This window comes from Solibacillus sp. iso_87, assembly GCF_056173085.1.
Genome location: NZ_CM149656.1, coordinates 1,193,118 through 1,212,421 on the forward strand (window position 1 = coordinate 1,193,118; position 19,304 = coordinate 1,212,421).

The window sequence follows — 19,304 nt, forward strand, 5'->3', positions numbered from 1 at the left end:
TATGACATTTGCAATAGAAGAGACGAAAACTTCATGTTAAACTAATGTAGGAAAAAACTATAAAATGGCTGTGCAATACGACAGCTGCTCGATAAAGCATCTTAGAGGCTTTATTCATTTATATAATACAGAAACTTTAAGGAGATGTTGATATGTTACATCAGCTTTCATGGAAAGTCGGTGGGCAGCAAGGTGAAGGGATTGAGAGTACAGGTGAAATTTTCTCAATGGCAATGAATCGTCTAGGGTATTTCCTATACGGTTACCGTCATTTCTCTTCTCGTATTAAAGGTGGCCATACGAATAATAAAATTACGGTTCGTCCGACAGAAGTACGCGCAATTGCGGACGACTTAGATATACTAGTGGCGTTTGACCAGGAAACGATCGACGTGAACTATAAAGAATTAACACCAGGCAGTATCATTTTAGCGGATGCAAAATTCGATCCGAAAAATCCGGAAGACAGTGTCGCGCCATTATATGCGGTGCCGTTCACGGAAATTGCGGCTGAACTTGGTACGTCACTAATGAAAAACATGGTTGCGATTGGTGCAACAGCAGCACTTTTAAACTTGGATGAATCGGTTTTCCAAAGTGTTGTAAATGAAATTTTCGGACGTAAAGGTGAAGAAGTCGTTGCGAAAAACATTGAAGCGATTGAACGTGGTCGTCAGGCGATTTCAGAGCAAATCGGTGACCGTGTAGGCTCGTGGGAAATTGCGCCTGCAGACGGAAAACGCCGTATGTTCATGATCGGTAACGATGCAGCGGCATTAGGTGCATTGGCAGCCGGCTCTCGTTTCATGGCGGCATATCCGATTACACCGGCATCTGAAATTATGGAATACATGATTAAAAAGCTTCCATTAGTAGGTGGAGCTGTTATTCAGACAGAAGATGAGATTGCTGCAGCAACAATGGCAATCGGTGCAAACTATGGCGGTGTGCGTGCATTCACAGCATCAGCTGGTCCTGGTCTTTCATTAATGATGGAGGCAATCGGTCTTTCAGGTATGACGGAGCAGCCACTTGTAATTTTCGATACACAGCGCGGTGGTCCATCAACAGGTTTACCGACAAAGCAGGAGCAATCGGATTTAATGGCGATGCTTTATGGTACACACGGTGAAATCCCGAAAGTAGTTATTGCGCCTTCTACAATGGAAGAGGCGTTTTACGATACAATCCAGGCGTTTAACATTGCCGAAGAGCTGCAATTACCGGTAATCGTTATGACAGACTTGCAGTTATCATTAGGTAAGCAGTCAGTTGATCCTTTTGATTACAGCAAAATTGAAATTCGTCGCGGTAAAATTGTTGAAGCGATTGAAGACGAAGAAACGAAAGATTACTTCAAGCGTTATGAAAATACAGAAGATGGCGTTTCACCACGTGTCCTGCCAGGTACAAAAGGCGGTATTCACCACGTAACGGGTGTAGAACACGATGAAACAGGTAAACCATCTGAAGCAACGGGCAACCGTCGCACGCAAATGGATAAGCGTATGCGTAAATTACAGCATGTCCGCTTTGAAAATCCGGTATACGTGAACGCGCCACACGATGATGCAGACGTATTACTTGTAGGCTTCAACTCAACGCGCGGAGCAATAGAAGAAGTTCAGGAAAAGCTGAACTCTGAAGGCGTAAAAGTGAACCACGCACATATTAAGCTGATTCATCCATTCCCTGCAGAAGAGATGAGTGCCTTAATGGATAATGCGAAAAAAGTGATTGTCGTTGAAAACAATGCGACAGGTCAGCTAGCAAATGTTATGAAAATGAATATCGGTGGTCACGCGAAGACTAAATCGATTTTAAAATACGATGGTACACCATTCTTACCACGTGAATTAACAAACTTAGTGAAGGAGGAAATTTAATCATGGCAACATTTAAAGATTTCCGAAATTCCGTAAAACCTAACTGGTGTCCAGGCTGCGGTGACTTCTCCGTACAGGCGGCGATTCAACGTGCAGCAGCAAACGTAGGCTATGAACCGAACGAAACGGCCGTTATTTCAGGAATCGGCTGTTCAGGCCGTATTTCAGGCTATATTAACTCATATGGTTTCCATGGTATCCACGGTCGTGCATTACCGATCGCACAAGGCCTTAAAATGGCAAACAAAGATCTGAAAGTTATCGCTTCAGGCGGTGACGGTGACGGATTTGCGATCGGTATGGGTCACACAATCCATGCGATCCGCCGCAACATCGACATTACGTATGTAGTAATGGATAACCAAATTTACGGATTAACAAAAGGACAAACGTCTCCACGTTCAGCTGCTGGTTTCATTACGAAATCAACACCAGGCGGAGCAATCGAGCCATCATTAAAACCATTGGAAGTTGCATTAACAGCAGGTGCGACATTTGTGGCACAAGGCTTCTCAACGGATATTAAAGAACTGACAGCAATGATCGAAGCCGGCCTGAACCATAAAGGCTTCTCGTTCATTAACGTATTCTCGCCATGTGTAACATACAACAAAGTGAACACATACGACTGGTTCAAAGAGAATTTAACAAAGCTTGCGGACATCGAAGGCTATGATTCATCTAACCGCGAAGAGGCGATGCAAACAGTAATGCGCCATGAAGGTCTAGTAACAGGTATTATTTATCAGGATACTGAAACAACTTCGTATCAGGAAAAAATCAAAGGCTATTCAGAGCTGCCATTAACAGATATCGATATTAGCTTATCAGAAGAACAATTTGATCAGCTGACTAAGGAATTTATGTAAATAATGATTTTAGGGCTATATAGGCCGGATTTTCCGGCTTGTATGGTTTTTTTGTTTTGGGCGGGAAATGGCGAATAATTTTTAGAGAGTGGCGAATAAAAATTTTATTTGTCTAATATCTAATGAATTGGCGATTATCCGGGGGAAGTGTCGAATAAGAAAAGTGATGTGACGATAATCTGGTTCCAGTTGGCGAATATGTTAGCAGGAGTGGCGAATATAGACACTAAAGTGACTAATAAATATTCCAGCATGGTGCTGCATGCTTGTTTTAACGTGATTTGCCGAATAAATCGATTCCTCTTTCTAATATAGAGAGATTAGTGGCGAATAAAATCTAATGTAAAATCAAAGTGGCGCATAAGAATAAAGGAGTGACTATTCTCGCATTTATTTGGCTAATAAAAATCCTGTTTAACTACCGCACCATACTTTTACAACAATTTAACATATTTACATATATCCATTTACATAGTCCCTTTATACTAAACCAAAATACATAGGTAAATGAGGTAGTGTAACGTGCGCTTTCGTAATGCAATTAAATTTAAAGACCGGCTTGCAGTATTAATGATCATATGTATCTGTTCAAATATCATTTTAACCGTATTCAGTATGGACTATTTACGGAAAATGGAAAGGGAAGCGCAGGCATTATATGAGGAAAAACTCATGACACTTCATACGATACAGAATATTGAACAGCAGTATCTCCAAACTAATGAAATCCCGTTGCAATCCATGGGGCAATTAGCTGCTTTCGATTCCAAAATGGAGTTTTATATGAAGCAGCTGGCGAGCAACCCCTCCGCCGCACTATTTGAGGAAATCGATGTATACGTAATCGAGCGGGCATCCGCACAATTAGCTAGTCATGAAAACGATATAAAATTCGGCTACAGTCTTCTAGTATCAATATCTATCATTTTAATGCTGCTTGTGCTGTTTTTTGGTATTCAGGCGATTCGTTCAATCAATAAACCAACCCGTGAACTGAAACAGCTATTTAAACTCGTGCAGCAAGGGGATTTAACGAAGTATGCAACATATTCGGCACGCGATGAGCTAGGGGAAACAACGAAATACTACAATTTAATGATTGGTGATATGAAGGAGCTTTTAAAAACAGTCCGGAAAAATACAGAATCGGCGACTGAAGCGAATAACGAGCTTCAAACAAATGCCGAGCAAATTACAACTGGGGCAGTACGTATTGCCGCAAACTCCGATGACATGACCGGTTCACTGCAATATGCAGCAACCCGATTAGCAAATAACGCAGCATCGGTACAGCAGGTGGCTGCAGGGATCGACGAAATTACCGAACGCATGCATTATGTGGACCGTTATATAAAAGAAACGATTGCACAGGCTGAAGACGGTGAAGCGATCGTTGTGCAAAACCTAGTGCAAATGCATGATGTGGAGCGGGCGATGCAAACAGCGAACAATACGATTACCCAACTGAATGAACAGACTCAGCATATTTCACGGGCGGTCACGATGATTCACTCGATTGCCGATCAGACAAATCTGCTTGCGCTAAATGCCTCCATCGAAGCAGCAAGAGCAGGGGAACATGGGCGAGGCTTTGCTGTTGTGGCCCAGGAAGTGCGTAAACTTGCGGAACAATCGCAGGAGTTCACAAAATCCATTGCAATAATTGTCATGAAAATTCAGCAAGGGACACTGGAAGCGACAAATAATATGGAAGATGCGATGAGAAGTGTTCATACGGGAGTTACTACAACCGAACATAGCGCGGCCAAGTTCAGAGAAATTACAATGCAAGTACAACAAATCGGTCCGCAAATGGAGCATGTTTCTACTATTATGAATGAAATTTCAAGTCATACTCATGATGTCGCTCAAAGCTCGATGGAGTTAAGCAACCGCTCCGAGGAAAATCTCGTGTCGATGCACCTTATTCAGGAGCAAATTGACATCCAGAAAAATTCAACATCAGAAATTTATGAAGAAATTCAAAGCATTGCAAAAAATATGCGTTCGTTAACACATGCGGTCAAACGGTTTCAAATCTGATTACGCTGATTTTGACAGTTTTTGTCGAAACCATTTTAAATTTTGTTATAGTACTGTAATATTTATAAGTAAATTACAGTAAAAGATAAAAATACGATATATATTGTAATTATTTTCAGAAAACTGATGAAATTTATCATGAAAACTGGTATCTTTAATCAAGAAGTCATATTAATGATTGATATGTAAATTTATCCCATAATACAATACACCTAAAGTCATTGATTTAATATTAAGAATATTTTTAAAAATGTAGCTTTTAATAAATTCTTGACTGTAGTAGAATATTGGTATAAAAATACGTATTTAATTGGTTAATACGAAATTATATAGAGAGAACAGTTAGTAGAAAATACTTGTATCGTACCATTTCATTTCAATGCAGACTTCATTTTTCTGAATGTTTGTAAAAGGGCAGAGTGTTATGTTCAACGTGGCAAATACTTAATAATTGCTGTGATCAATTAGATTTGTCATTAGATAAATATATTAATTAAGGGGATGTATTTTTTATGAACAGTCAAATTCAACTAATCGTACCGAAGTGGTTTGTCCAGGATGAGCTACATATTATCGAAACTATTGTTAGCAAAACGTCGGCGGATACAGGTATTGTCATTGCCGGAGAAAACTTTGATGCAACAAAGCGATGCCAACCAACTGTACGCCTTTATATGATCCAACTATTGGATGATCAATATGAAATAACAAAAGAATTGGATGCCTTCCAGTTCGATACTGCTGAAGAAGCTGAACAATTTTGCGCAAAGCTGCCTGAAATGACAGCGATTGATTTGGTTATGTTAATGAATAAGGAAGAGCCTGTATTTTCTATTTTATAGATTAATCCAGCTTTGTTGAATGAATCTTCATTTAGCAAAGCTTTTTTTGTTGTTCTTTTTCCGAGGGTCCGTATTTGTATTTTAGTGGAGAAAGGCTACAATAAAGGAGAACAACTAGAATAAGGAAGTGATTTAAATGGCTAGAGGTGTATATATTCACATTCCTTTTTGTCATCAAATTTGTAATTACTGCGATTTTAATAAAGTATTTTTTAAAAATCAGCCAGTTGATGAATATATTGAAGCGCTTGGACGGGAAATGGAGATGACGGTTGCCGGGATGCCGGAAGCGTTCACGAATATCGAAACGATTTTCCTTGGTGGCGGTACCCCGACTGCCCTGTCTGCTGAGCAAATCGAAAAATTATTGTCGATCATTACGAAACATATTCCGATGTCATCCGTAAAAGAGTTTAGTAGTGAAGCAAATCCGGATGAGCTGACAATCGATAAATTGCAGGCACTTTATAATGGAGGCGTCACTCGTTTAAGTATGGGGGTCCAATCATTCGACCAGTCACAGCTAAAAAAAATTGGCCGTACCCACTCGAATGAACATGTATATGAAACAATCCAAAACGCAAAAAATGTTGGATTTAAAAATATAAGCATTGATTTAATGTATGGTCTGCCTGGTCAGACGATGGAGCAATGGCAGGATACGCTTGAAAAGGCATTGGCACTGAAGCTGCCTCATTATTCGGCCTACTCGCTTATCGTAGAGCCTAAAACAATCTTTTATATCCAGTATGCGAAAGGGAAACTCCATTTGCCGACAGAAGATCTTGAAGCGGATATGTACGGTGTTTTGATGGACACGATGGAAGCACATGGACTCCGGCAGTACGAAATCAGTAATTTTGCGAATGAAGGCTATGAGTCAACACATAATAAAATCTATTGGGATAATGACGAATACGCAGGATTTGGCGCTGGTGCTCACGGTTACTTGGAAGGAATACGCTATTCCAATGTCGCACCGATCAAAAAATATATTGAAACAGTGATGGCAGGAGAGCGTCCTTTATTGCATGAACATGAAGTGACAGGTGATGAGAAGCTGGAAGAGCAGATGTTTTTAGGATTAAGAAAATCTGCCGGCGTGACACATGATGAGTTTGAAATGAAATTCGGTCAGCAAATGGTTTCTATATATAAGGAAATAATCGATCAATTACAGGAAGAGCAACTGATTGAAATTGACTCTGAAGGAATCCGTTTAACAAGAAAAGGCCGTTTTATCGGAAATGAAGTTTTTCAGCGGTTTTTAATAGGGGAATAATCTTTTTGCAACGGTACATGAAAAAAGTTGAAAAAAACGGACGAATTCATTGACATCAATTTAGAGATTTGCTAATTTATAAATATATTAGCACTCCTCTTTATTGAGTGCTAACAGAGGTGAGAAAGATGTTAACAAATCGGCAGTTACAACTATTGCAAGTAATCGTAGACGAATTTGTGATGTCAGCACAGCCTGTTGGTTCGCGTCAACTATCCAAAAAAGAAGGTATTACGTATAGTGCTGCTACAATACGTAATGAAATGGCAGATTTGGAGGAGTTAGGTTTTTTAGAAAAAACGCATACTTCTTCAGGAAGGGTCCCTTCTGAAAAAGGGTATCGCTTTTATGTCGACCATTTACTTCAGCCTCAAATCATCACGAGTGGCGAAGTAGCGCAAATCCAGTCACTCTTTAAAAAGCAGATTGTTGAAGCAGAACAAACTATAAAAGAATCCGCAAATATATTATCGGAGTTGACGACATACACGACGATTTTACTCGGTCCGGATGTTCAAAAACATCGTGTCAAGAAATTCCAGATTGTACCGTTAACAGAACAAACAGCGGTGGCTATTATCATCACAGATAACGGTCATGTAGAAAATCGCACAATAACGTTACCACCGGGTTTTAACCCGCATGATATTGAAAAAATGGTTAATATTTTGAATGACCGCCTAGTCGGTGTACCGTTATATGAACTTCCGATAAAGCTTCAAACTGAGGCAATTTCGGTATTAAAATCTCATATTCATGCATCCGATTCGATTATCCGGTCATTGTTATCCATTACTTCAAACCATCACGAAAATAAAGTTTATTACGGTGGTAAATCCAACATGTTGAATCAGCCGGAGTTCCATGACTTAGAAAAAATGCGAATGCTGATGGATCTGATCGACAAGGAAAGCCAAGTTCAAACTTTATTCAATGAACAGAAAAATGGTATTCAAATCCGAATAGGTTCAGAAAACAATCATTTAGCGATGGAAAACTGCAGTGTCATCACCGCTTCCTTCCTTGTAGGGGAAGAACAGCAGGGGGCGATCGCCATTATCGGTCCGACGCGCATGGATTACCGGCGTGTTGTTACATTATTGGATGTCATGACAAACAGTCTGTCCAGAGCGTTTTTCGATAAAAAACAGTAACACCATTGATTCAGCGGGCATAACGTTTTACTGACCCGCTGAATTCATAAATGATTGCTACTCGAGGAGGAAAAGAAGTGTCAAAAACAAAAAACAATGAAGAATTGCAGCAAGAAGAAACTACGGAAGAAGTAGTGGAAACAGCTGAAACTACTGAAACAGAAGAAAATGCAGTAGATGAAAAGGATCAGAAAATCGCTGAACTTGAAGCGAAACTTGCTGAAGAGGATGCGCGTTACCTGCGTTTACGTGCCGACTATGATAACTTAACTCGTCGCAACCGTTTAGATCGTGAAGCGGCTGAGAAATACCGTGCACAAAGCTTATTAACTGAACTTTTACCGGTGCTGGACAATTTAGACCGCGCACTGCAAGTAGAAGTGACGACAGAAGAAGCGGCCTCATTATACAAAGGTGTACAAATGGTATATGACCAGTTACTTGCTGCAACGCAAAAAGAAGGTCTTACAATCATTCCTGCAGAAGGTGAAAGCTTTGATCCAAACTTCCACCAAGCTGTAATGCAAGAGCAGGACAGCGAAAAGGAAACAGGCATCATTTTACGTGAACTGCAAAAAGGGTATCAGTTAAAGGACCGTGTACTGCGGCCGTCAATGGTATCTGTAAACGAGTAATTTAGTGCTTTTCGGTGCTATTTATATATTAAATAATTTTAATGATTATGACTAAACACATTTTGTTTTTTACTATTAGGAGGAAATTAAATTATGAGTAAAATTATCGGTATTGACTTAGGAACAACAAACTCTTGTGTATCTGTATTAGAAGGCGGAGAACCAAAAGTAATTCCAAACCCGGAAGGTAACCGTACATCTCCATCTGTAGTAGCATTCAAAAATGGAGAAAAGCAAGTTGGTGAAGTAGCAAAACGCCAAGCTGTAACAAACCCTAACACAATTATTTCAATCAAATCAAAAATGGGTACGAACGAAAAAGTTAAAGTGGAAGATACAGAGTATACTCCACAAGAAGTATCTGCAATGATTTTACAATACTTAAAAGGCTATGCTGAAGACTACTTAGGCGAAAAAGTAACAAAAGCTGTTATTACAGTTCCTGCTTACTTCAACGATGCTCAACGTCAAGCAACGAAAGACGCTGGTAAAATTGCTGGTTTAGAAGTAGAGCGTATCATCAACGAACCAACAGCTGCTGCATTAGCTTACGGTTTAGATCAACAAGACGTTGACCAAAAAATTCTAGTATTCGACTTAGGTGGCGGTACATTCGACGTATCGATCCTTGAATTAGCTGACGGCGTATTCGAAGTATTAGCAACAGCAGGTGACAACAAACTTGGTGGTGACGACTTCGACGACAAAATCATCGCTTATTTAGTAGAAGAGTTCAAAAAAGAAAATTCAGTAGACTTATCAAAAGACAAAATGGCAATGCAACGTTTAAAAGATGCAGCTGAAAAAGCGAAAAAAGACTTATCAGGTGTAACTTCTACTCAAATTTCATTACCATTCATCACAGCAGGTGCTGATGGCCCGCTTCACTTGGAAATGTCATTATCACGTGCGAAATTCGATGATTTAACAAAAGACTTAGTTGAGCGTACAATCGTTCCAACTCGTCAAGCATTATCAGATGCAGGTCTTTCTGCTTCAGAATTAGATAAAGTAATCTTAGTTGGTGGTTCTACTCGTATTCCTGCAGTAGTAGAAGCAATCAAAAAAGCAACTGGTCATGAGCCGCACAAAGGTGTAAACCCAGACGAAGTAGTAGCAATGGGTGCTGCTGTACAAGGTGGCGTATTAGCTGGTGACGTACAAGGCGTATTATTATTAGACGTAACACCATTATCATTAGGTATCGAAACAATGGGCGGTGTTATGACGAAACTGATCGATCGTAACACAACTATCCCAACATCTAAATCTCAAGTGTTCTCAACAGCTGCAGACAACCAGCCAGCAGTAGACATTCACGTATTACAAGGTGAACGTTCAATGGCTGCAGATAACAAAACACTTGGTCGCTTCCAATTATCTGATATTCCACCAGCACCACGTGGTATTCCACAAATCGAAGTAACATTCGATATTGATGCAAACGGTATCGTATCAGTTAAAGCGAAAGACATAGGTACACAAAAAGAACAAACAATCGTGATCCAATCTGATTCAGGTTTATCAGAAGAAGAAATCGAGCGTATGGTTAAAGATGCAGAAGCAAACGCTGAAGCGGATGCAAAACGTAAAGAAGAAGCAGATCTTCGCAACGAAGCAGACCAATTAGTATTCCAAGTGGATAAAACAATCACAGACTTAGGCGAGCAAATCACAGAAGACGAAAAGAAATCTGTTGAAGATGCACGTGATGAGTTAAAAGCAGCTTTAGAAAAAGGCGAGCTTGAAGGAATCAAAGCTTCTAAAGAAAAATTAGAAGGCGTATTACAACCATTAGTAATGAAAGTTTACGAGCAAGCGGCAGCAGCAGCTCAAGCACAAGGCGGCGCTGAAGGCTTCGAAGGCGCAGCAGACGCTGGTCAAAAAGACGACGGTATCGTAGACGCTGACTTTGAAGAAGTAAAAGACGACAAAGACAATAAATAATTCTTTCTGTTTTTCACATAAAAGCCAAAGACCGCTTGCGGCTTTGGCTTTTAAGTTTGTCATGGTTAGGTAGGCGTTTGCTTATTTAAAATAGTATCGCCCATGGTTTGCGGGAAGCGCAAATTTTATTAGCGCATTTTCGTAAGAAAGTAGAACTTAATAAAGCAAAAGTAGAAAGTTCAGCGACTAATGTGGAAGTTATTCAAGTAAAAGTAGAAAGTTCAGCGACTAATGTGGAAGTTATTCAAGTAAAAGTAGAAAGTTCAGCATTAATGTGGATGCGATTCATGGAAAAGTAGAAGTGCTCGCCTATAATGTAGAACTCTTCGAAATGAGGGGTAATAAATTTCACCAAACCTTGACTCAAATTAAATAAGAAGTCAAACCCTCATACTAACCGGTAGTTGTGCGAAGTGGAGGGGCCGACTCCTTGGGGATTAAGTGTGCCTCGATACGAAAATTAGTTAGAATGCGAAATTTAATACTAAACGGGAAGTGCTTGGAATGGAGGGGAGGCGACTCCTGCGGGAACAGCACGACGCCTGAGACTACAGGCTCAGGCCGTGCCCGCGGAAAGCGTCCGACCCGGAATGGAAAGCACTGAACAATATTAAAAAACTTACACTTTATATTGATATAGTGTACGAGTATTTGTGCCCTGTAACGCAGCACAACGAGCAACGGACTTTATGAACAAACCGAAACATTATTTAATTTCACATAAGATGTACCAAAGCAAAAGCTATACATCAATTTTTCAACATGTTAAAATAGACGTTATGTAAAAAGAGCGGAGAGTGAACAATGAGTAAGCGCGATTACTATGAAGTACTTGGCCTGAGCAAAGGTGCAAGCAAAGATGAAATAAAAAAAGCGTATCGTAAATTATCAAAACAGTATCACCCGGATTTAAACAAAGATGAAGGTGCAGACGAAAAGTTCAAAGAAGTCGCAGAAGCATATGAAGTGCTGTCAGACGACCAAAAACGTGCACGCTATGACCAGTTCGGCCATGAAGATCCAAATGCTGGCTTTGGTGGCGGCGGCTTCGGAGGCGGCGCTGGATTCGGCGGTTTCGAGGACATTTTCAGTTCGTTCTTCGGAGGCGGCCGACGCCAAGATCCAAACGCCCCACGTAAAGGCGATGATCTTCAGTTCCGTATGAACATTTCTTTCGAAGAAGCAGTATTCGGAAAAGAAACAGAAATTGAAATTCCGAAAGAAGAAACATGTGATACATGTCACGGTTCTGGTGCAAAACCAGGTACGCAGCCACAAACATGTTCACAATGTAATGGTGCTGGTCAAATTAACCAGGCAGTCGACACACCGTTTGGCCGTATGGTAAACAAACGTTCTTGTCCATCATGTCGTGGTCAAGGTAAAATCATTGTGGAAAAATGTTCACCATGTCGCGGTACTGGTACAATTACGAAAAAGAAAAAAATCAAAATCACAATTCCGGCAGGTGTTGATGATGGCCAACAATTACGTGTAGCTGGTCAAGGTGAAGCAGGATTCAACAATGGTCCGGCAGGCGATTTATACATTATTTTCAATGTTCGTAAGCACGAGTATTTCGAACGTGACGGCGATGATATTTTATATGAATTAAAATTAACATTCCCGCAAGCAGCGTTAGGTGATGAAATCGAAGTACCGACAATTCACGGGAAAGTGAAGCTGAAAATTCCTGCAGGCACACAATCCGGTGCACAATTCCGCCTGAAAGATAAAGGCGTAAAAAATGTACACGGCTATGGCATGGGGAACCAGTATGTCATCGTAAACGTTGTAACACCGACGAAATTAACAGAAAAACAAAAACAATTGTTACGTGAATTTGCAGAAATTAGTGGAGATATTCCGGAAGAACACGGAAGCTCCCTGTTCGACAAAATTAAGAAAAAAATTAAAGGTGACTAAGGAGTGTATTGCAAGTGAAATGGACAGAACTTTCGATTTTAACAACGCATGAAGCTGTTGATGCAGTGACGAACATTTTACACGAAGCTGGCGCAAGCGGTGTAGTTATTGAAGATTCAAAGGAATTGGACAAAGAGAGAATCGATAAATTTGGTGAAATTTATGCACTGAATCCTGAAGATTTTCCGAAAACAGGTGTCATTGTAAAAGCATATTTATCAGCTTCAAGTTTTTTAGCGGAAACAATCGAAGAAATTAAGCTTGCAATCGCAAACCTTGTAAACTTTGATATTAATATTGGTGAAAATGTATTAACGCTTTGTGAAGTTGATGAAGAAGATTGGTCAACGGCGTGGAAGCAGTACTACCATCCGGTGAAAATTTCGGAACGCTTCACAATTGTACCGACTTGGGAAGACTACAAACCAGTATCAACGGATGAGCTGATCATTGAGCTGGATCCGGGAATGGCGTTCGGAACAGGAACACACCCTACAACAGTTATGTGTTTACAGGCACTTGAAAAAGTTGTACAACATGACCACACAGTTGTCGATGTTGGTACAGGATCTGGCGTCCTGTCAATTGGTGCTGCCATGCTTGGAGCGAAAAGCGTTCATGCATTGGACTTAGATGAAGTGGCAGTAAATGCAGCGCGTGAAAACGTTGAATTGAATAAAATGAGTGATATTGTTGAAGTATTCCACGGCAATCTTTTGGACACAGTAAAAGAACCGGCAGATATTGTTGTAGCGAATATTTTAGCGGAAATCATTATGTCATTTACAGATGATGCATTTTCAATTGTAAAACCAGGCGGTATTTATGTTACATCGGGTATTATCGGAGCGAAAAAAGATGATGTAAAAGCAGCTCTTGAAAAAGCCGGATTTGTCATTGAAGAAGTATTAATGATGGAAGATTGGGTAGCGATTATTTCACGTCGTCCTTAATTAAATCGTTTAATCGAAAATCGAACATTTTGCACATTAGCAAAATGTTCGATTTTTACGTTATCAACAAGGAGTGAAGACAATGCAAAGATATTTTGTAGATACAGTGGATAATGATATGGACCAATTTATCATTTCTGGAGAAAACGCGCGCCATATTTCAAAAGTAATGCGTATGACGGTAGGAGAAGAAATTATTGTTGTGCATGACAATGTAGCGTATGTTTGTGAAATTACCGAGCTGGACCAGGATGTACATGCGAAAAAAACAGGTACGACAATCCCTTCGCCGGAAATGCCGGTTAAAGTTGATATTGCATGTGGCCTGCCAAAAGGCGAAAAACTGGAACTGATTTCACAAAAAGCGACAGAGCTCGGTATGCACGCATTAATTCCGTTTGCTGCGGAACGTTCAATTGTAAAATGGGATGATAAAAAAGCGAAGAAAAATCAGGAACGCCTTCAAAAAATCGCTCAGGAAGCGGCTGAGCAATCGCATCGTACATATGTCCCGAATGTTGTACAACCAATCAGTTTCAAACAGCTTGTACAAACATTCTCTAACTATGACGCTGTATATATTGCGGATGAAGAAGATGCGAAGTTGGCGACACGTACAACATTTAAACAAAAGCTGCAATCGTTAAATACTGCTAAAACGCCGCGTATCTTATGCATTTTCGGCCCTGAAGGCGGGATTTCACGCAATGAATCGGCGGTCTTGATTGAAACCGGTGCACAGACAATGTCACTTGGGCCGCGTATTTTACGCGCAGAGACGGCACCATTGTATGCGTTGGCTGCGATTTCTTATGAATTTGAATGATTGAATGCGTTTTAAATAACAGACCGAAAGAAAGCAGAAAGCCTTAATTTCTCAAGCAAAGAGATATTAAGGCTTTTTGTTTTGAAAATATCTCAAATTAAATGTATTTTTCCTTGTATAACGTAAATTAAATATGTATAATGTTTGTATAACATAAAACAGAGTCTATGGACAGAATTTTATTGTAAACAGCTTTAAATATGAAATTTCATTAATATTAACGGTGAAAAGAATAAATTACACATCTCAACATTATACAAATTATTCTGTGCGAATAAAGCATTGTATAATATCGAATCGAAACAGGGAGGAACTATAAATGAAAAAAATTGCAGTGGTAGGGGCAGGACCCGGCGGATTAGCGGTCGCCATGTTATTGGCGCATAAAGGTTATGAAGTAACGATTTATGAAAAGCAGGCTTATGTAGGCGGGCGCACAAGCGAAATTAAGCTTGGTGATTATAAATTTGATATGGGTCCGACATTTTTAAATATGTTGTACATTGCAGAAGAAATTTTTGAATTAACAGGTCGCGATATTCACGACTATGTGGATTTGATTGATTTGAATCCGATGTATCAATTAATCTACCATAACAAAAAGATTAATATGACACGTGATGCAGATGAGATGATTCGTCAAATCAATGAGCTTTTCCCTGGAAATGAAGGGAGCTATGAGCGCTATATGGAACAGACGCAAAAGAAACTCGAAGTACTTGCCCCTGTGCTGCAGGCTCAGATGAATAAGCTGACAGATTTGTTCAATCCGAAAGTAATGAAAGCATTTAAAGAATTGGAAGTAGGAAATTCTCTTGTTGACACACTGTCTAAGTTTTATAACGAAGAGGAATTACAGCTCGCTTTTACATTCCAGGCCAAATACTTAGGGATGTCTCCATGGGAAAGTCCAGGCGCGTTTTCGATTCTTTCGTATATTGAGCATGCTTACGGCGTTTATCACATTAAAGGCGGCATCAATAAGCTGACGGAAGCAATGGGAAGAGTTGTGCTGGAATCGGGCGGGAAAATCCTTCTCAATAACGGCGTAAAAAAATTGAAAACAAACGGTAGAAAAGTGACGGGTTTACTGCTGGAAGATGGTCAGGAAATCGAAGCGGATGAAGTAATCATTAACGGAGATTTTGCACATGCGATGACAAATCTTGTTGGGCCGGGACTATTAAAAAAATATACACCGGAAAAACTTGAGAAAAAACAATACTCCTGTTCAACGTTCATGCTGTATTTAGGGGTTAATAAACGATTTGATTTACCGCACCATACAATTTGGTTTGCGAAAGATTACCGGAAAAATGTAGAGGAAATTACAAAAACAAAACTAATGTCCGAAGATCCGTCAATTTACATTCAAAATGCCGTAGTAACGGATGAAACGGTTGCACCGAAAGGGAAATCGACATTATACATTTTAGTACCGGTACCGAATAATATGAGCGGAATTGACTGGTCGGAAAAGGCAGGTCCTTTCCGGGATATGGTTTTAAATATGGTAGCGGATAAACTTGGCGTTAAAGATATTTGGGAATATATCGAAGAAGAGCGAATGATTACACCTGCTGACTGGGAACGCGATATTCATGTTTATAAAGGGGCGACGTTCAACTTAGGTCACCAATTATCGCAAATGCTTGTATTCCGTCCGCGCAATAAATTTGAAGAGCTGCATCATTGCTGGTTGGTCGGTGGTGGTACACATCCGGGCAGTGGCTTGCCGATTATTCTGGAATCAGCCCGGATTACAGCAAACGGCATTTTACAGCAGGATAAACAGACGTTGCTTCCTGTTAAACCACTGCCGAAAGTGGAACTGTACAGAAAGAAACAATCTCAATTACAGCATCGGCCTGCAGCCATTCAAACAAATGCTTAGAAATTGATCTCATTGTATGAAACTTTTATTTGAATGGAAACGTATAATAACTATTCAATTAAAGGAGGCAATATAATGTTCAAAAAAATAGCATCGGATGCATTAGGTCTATCAGATATCGGGGTAGTTATTTCAAGACAGGACTTTGACAAAACAGATTCGGATGATTTTATTTTTAATGAAGTCGATGAAAAAATTTACTTCCTGATCAAAACAAAAGCGGATGAGTATTGCTTCACAAACTACGCATTAATTCATGTAGACGGGGCAAATGCGATCAGTAAGAAACGTATGCTGCGTCGCTATGACTACGAACATTTTGCGATTGAAGAAGTACTGCTGGAAACAGCCGGTACAATCGATCTGGATGTTGAAATCAAATTTGTCATCGGAAATGTGCCGTTAAGTATTGATATTCATAAAAAACACTTAACGGAAATTAAAGATTTATACAAAGCGCTTCATGCCATTTCACTTGAACAAAAAGCAAATACATTCAGCATGGATGCTGCAAAACAAAGCTTGAACTTAGCGGCATCTGCAATCGGCCGCGCGGGTAATGAGGGTATTTCACCAGCTGATGCATTTAAGGAAATCACAGCATTTTCACATAGCTGGCTGCTGGAGCAAAAGAAATTGTTTGTTAGAAAAGATTTTGGCGATGTTTTCGAGAAATATATTAATAACTAATAGATTGTAGATGACACTCATAATCTGAAATAGATTATGAGTGTTTTTCATATCAATTATTTCCGTTTTCGGACCGTGTTTTAGGGGAATGGAAACAATAAAGTAATTCTTTCCCTTTTTAATTAAAATAATGATAGGTGGCGCTGATGAAAAAAATATTACTCGTACTAGGATTGCTACTGCTCATTACAGTTCCGCTAGCGATTTATTTTATCAATGATAAATCCATTTCGGAAAGTGATGAGGCAGATGGGGAATCTTCAACATCAAAGCATATAATTGCAACATCCGTTGAACCGGTCTATGAGCAGAATATTGCCTATAATGCCCGGGTGCTAAGCAATCGATATGAGGTGCTGCAAAACGGTAAATGGCAGGAAATGACCATAAAAGGGGTAAATATCGGTATGGCTAAGCCTGGTCTTTTCCCGGGAGAAGCAGGAATCACAAAAAAAGATTATACTAGATGGCTCGAATCAATTGGTAACATGCACGTGAATGCAATCCGTGTTTATACGATCCACCCGCCGGCATTTTATGAAGCGTTGTTGGAGTACAATGAGTCGCACGAACAGCCAATCTACTTGTTCCATGGGGTATGGCTGGAAGAAGAGCCGGTAATCGAGAGGCTGGATGTATATGGTGAACCGACGGAAAAGTTTCAAAAGGAAATAAATGATATTATCGACATTCTGCACGGCAATGCAGAAATTGAGCATCAGCCTGGCCATGCTTTTGGGAATTATACTGCGAATGTCGCTCCATATGTAATTGGCTGGATGATCGGCATCGAGTGGTACCCGGAAGCAGTTAAATCGGTTAATGAGAAATATAAAGGCAAGGCACAATATGATGGTAAATATTTTTCGACAAAGGATGCTGCTCCATTTGAAATCTGGCTTGCAGAGCAGATGGAATATGCGGCCCAGTACGAAATGGATGAATACAAATGGATGAGGCCGTTCAGCTTTACGAACTGGGTAACGACCGATTTATTGAACCACCCGTACGAACCGAGTGAAGAGGAAGATATGGTGTCCGTAAATCCGAATGTCATTTATGAGAAAAACGAGTTGCAGCATGTTGGTCAATTTGCAAACTACCATGTTTATCCGTATTATCCGGATTTTTTGAATTTCACGCCTGAATATTTACAATATAAGGACCATCGCGGTGAACCGAATAGCTATGCAGCATATTTAAATGATTTGAAAAAGGCGCACCGTCTGCCGATATTAATTTCCGAATTCGGAATTCCGGCTTCCCGCGGGTTGACACATAAAAATCCGTTTGGCTGGAATCAGGGTTTTGTGACCGAGCACCAGCAGGGGGAATATTTAGTGAGCCTCTATGAAGATATTCTGCAAGAAGGTATGCTTGGCGGTATAGTATTCTCCTGGCAGGATGAATGGTTTAAGCGGACATGGAATACGATGGATCTCGATAATCCGGACCAAAGGCCATTTTGGTCAAATGCACAAACGAATGAACAGCAGTTCGGACTGCTCAGCTTTGATACGTTGAAAATAAAAGTAGATGGGGATATATCGGACTGGTCAGGGAAAAAGCCGATGTATGAAACGAAACAGACCGCCATGTATATGGATTCTGATGAACGCTATTTGTATATACGGATGGATGTGGAAAATGCACAATTCTCAAATGACAATTATCCGATAATATATTTTAATACAGTAAAAGGGCAAGGGAATTCAACATATAAGGACTACCCGTTATTGAATAAAGCTGATTTCGTACTGACGATTAAAGATGAGGAAAATAGCAGAATCGAAGTGGATGCCTACTATGATCTGTTCCAGAAACTGTATGGCGACCGATTGAAGCTCGTACCGTTTGAAGGGATGACCGAAAAAAACAGCGGGCAATTTAACCCGATTGAGTATGCGATAAATAAACAGCTCACGATTCCAATTCTCGAAAAAACCTATCCATTCGAAAAATACGAAACAGGGAAACTGCGAAAAGGAAACGGCAACCCGGAAAGTCCGGATTATGATTCACTTGCCGATTATGAAATCAACGAAGCCGATGGGGTAATTGAAATTCGCATTCCTTGGCTATTGCTGAATTTTACGGATCCGAGCCGTCTGGAAATTTGGTCGGATATATATGCAGATGAGGAAATGACAAGAGAAATTACCGGAGGGATTGAAGTGGGTGCATTATTCATCGAAAATAGTGCCGTGAAAAACCGTATACCGGAAAATAAATCCGACCTGAAAACCTATACATGGGAAGGCTGGACACTACCCGAGTATAAGGAACGTTTAAAGGAATCGTATTATATTTTGCAGGAAAAATTTTCAGAGATACAATGAGCCATTGCAAATGTCCAC

15 protein-coding genes are annotated in these 19,304 nt (G+C 40.0%); all 15 read left to right on the forward strand.

The genetic code is table 11. From position 1 onward, the window contains the following. The first annotated feature begins 152 nt into the window (after positions 1 to 152). Positions 153 to 1,886 carry a 2-oxoacid:acceptor oxidoreductase subunit alpha gene (locus tag AC0VXV_RS05800; protein ID WP_475530705.1) on the forward strand — a complete coding sequence of 578 codons (1,734 nt, stop codon included), beginning with the start codon at positions 153 to 155 and terminating at the stop codon, positions 1,884 to 1,886. 2 nt (positions 1,887 to 1,888) lie between these two features. Continuing rightward, positions 1,889 to 2,755 carry a 2-oxoacid:ferredoxin oxidoreductase subunit beta gene (locus AC0VXV_RS05805; protein ID WP_475530706.1) on the forward strand — a complete coding sequence of 289 codons (867 nt, stop codon included), beginning with the start codon at positions 1,889 to 1,891 and terminating at the stop codon, positions 2,753 to 2,755. A gap of 522 nt (positions 2,756 to 3,277) precedes the next feature. Next, positions 3,278 to 4,798: a methyl-accepting chemotaxis protein gene (locus AC0VXV_RS05810; RefSeq protein ID WP_475530707.1), complete on the forward strand. Its 1,521-nt coding sequence runs from the start codon at positions 3,278 to 3,280 to the stop codon at positions 4,796 to 4,798. A gap of 512 nt (positions 4,799 to 5,310) precedes the next feature. Continuing rightward, complete coding sequence (locus AC0VXV_RS05815) at positions 5,311 to 5,640, forward strand: geranylgeranyl pyrophosphate synthase (protein WP_475530708.1); 330 nt, start codon at positions 5,311 to 5,313, stop codon at positions 5,638 to 5,640. A gap of 136 nt (positions 5,641 to 5,776) precedes the next feature. Beyond that, positions 5,777 to 6,922, forward strand: coding sequence for a radical SAM family heme chaperone HemW (gene hemW / locus AC0VXV_RS05820; RefSeq protein ID WP_475530709.1), 1,146 nt, complete (start codon positions 5,777 to 5,779; stop codon positions 6,920 to 6,922). Between the two features lie 128 nt (positions 6,923 to 7,050). Continuing rightward, on the forward strand, positions 7,051 to 8,076 hold the full coding sequence (gene hrcA, locus AC0VXV_RS05825; RefSeq protein WP_475530710.1) for a heat-inducible transcriptional repressor HrcA: 1,026 nt from the start codon (positions 7,051 to 7,053) through the stop codon (positions 8,074 to 8,076). A gap of 77 nt (positions 8,077 to 8,153) precedes the next feature. After that, positions 8,154 to 8,711, forward strand: a complete 558-nt coding sequence (gene grpE / locus AC0VXV_RS05830; RefSeq protein ID WP_475530711.1) for a nucleotide exchange factor GrpE — start codon at positions 8,154 to 8,156, stop codon at positions 8,709 to 8,711. A 93-nt stretch (positions 8,712 to 8,804) separates the two neighbouring features. Then, complete coding sequence (gene dnaK / locus AC0VXV_RS05835; protein ID WP_475530712.1) at positions 8,805 to 10,658, forward strand: molecular chaperone DnaK; 1,854 nt, start codon at positions 8,805 to 8,807, stop codon at positions 10,656 to 10,658. Positions 10,659 to 10,765: 107 nt separating this feature from the next. Continuing rightward, complete coding sequence (locus AC0VXV_RS05840) at positions 10,766 to 10,957, forward strand: hypothetical protein (RefSeq protein ID WP_475530713.1); 192 nt, start codon at positions 10,766 to 10,768, stop codon at positions 10,955 to 10,957. 505 nt (positions 10,958 to 11,462) lie between these two features. Continuing rightward, positions 11,463 to 12,584: a molecular chaperone DnaJ gene (dnaJ, locus tag AC0VXV_RS05845; protein WP_475530714.1), complete on the forward strand. Its 1,122-nt coding sequence runs from the start codon at positions 11,463 to 11,465 to the stop codon at positions 12,582 to 12,584. A 14-nt stretch (positions 12,585 to 12,598) separates the two neighbouring features. Continuing rightward, the gene (gene prmA / locus AC0VXV_RS05850; RefSeq protein ID WP_008403155.1) at positions 12,599 to 13,537 is read left to right on the forward strand and encodes a 50S ribosomal protein L11 methyltransferase; all 939 of its coding nucleotides are present in this window, start codon (positions 12,599 to 12,601) and stop codon (positions 13,535 to 13,537) included. Between the two features lie 82 nt (positions 13,538 to 13,619). Further along, on the forward strand, positions 13,620 to 14,363 hold the full coding sequence (locus AC0VXV_RS05855) for a 16S rRNA (uracil(1498)-N(3))-methyltransferase (protein WP_475530715.1): 744 nt from the start codon (positions 13,620 to 13,622) through the stop codon (positions 14,361 to 14,363). Positions 14,364 to 14,682: 319 nt separating this feature from the next. Continuing rightward, complete coding sequence (locus tag AC0VXV_RS05860; RefSeq protein WP_475530716.1) at positions 14,683 to 16,257, forward strand: phytoene desaturase family protein; 1,575 nt, start codon at positions 14,683 to 14,685, stop codon at positions 16,255 to 16,257. 75 nt (positions 16,258 to 16,332) lie between these two features. Then, a complete protein-coding gene (locus AC0VXV_RS05865) occupies positions 16,333 to 16,947 on the forward strand; it encodes a PH domain-containing protein (protein ID WP_475530717.1) in 615 nt (204 codons plus the stop codon). 146 nt (positions 16,948 to 17,093) lie between these two features. After that, complete coding sequence (locus AC0VXV_RS05870; protein ID WP_475530718.1) at positions 17,094 to 19,286, forward strand: hypothetical protein; 2,193 nt, start codon at positions 17,094 to 17,096, stop codon at positions 19,284 to 19,286. The last annotated feature ends 18 nt before the right edge of the window (positions 19,287 to 19,304 follow it).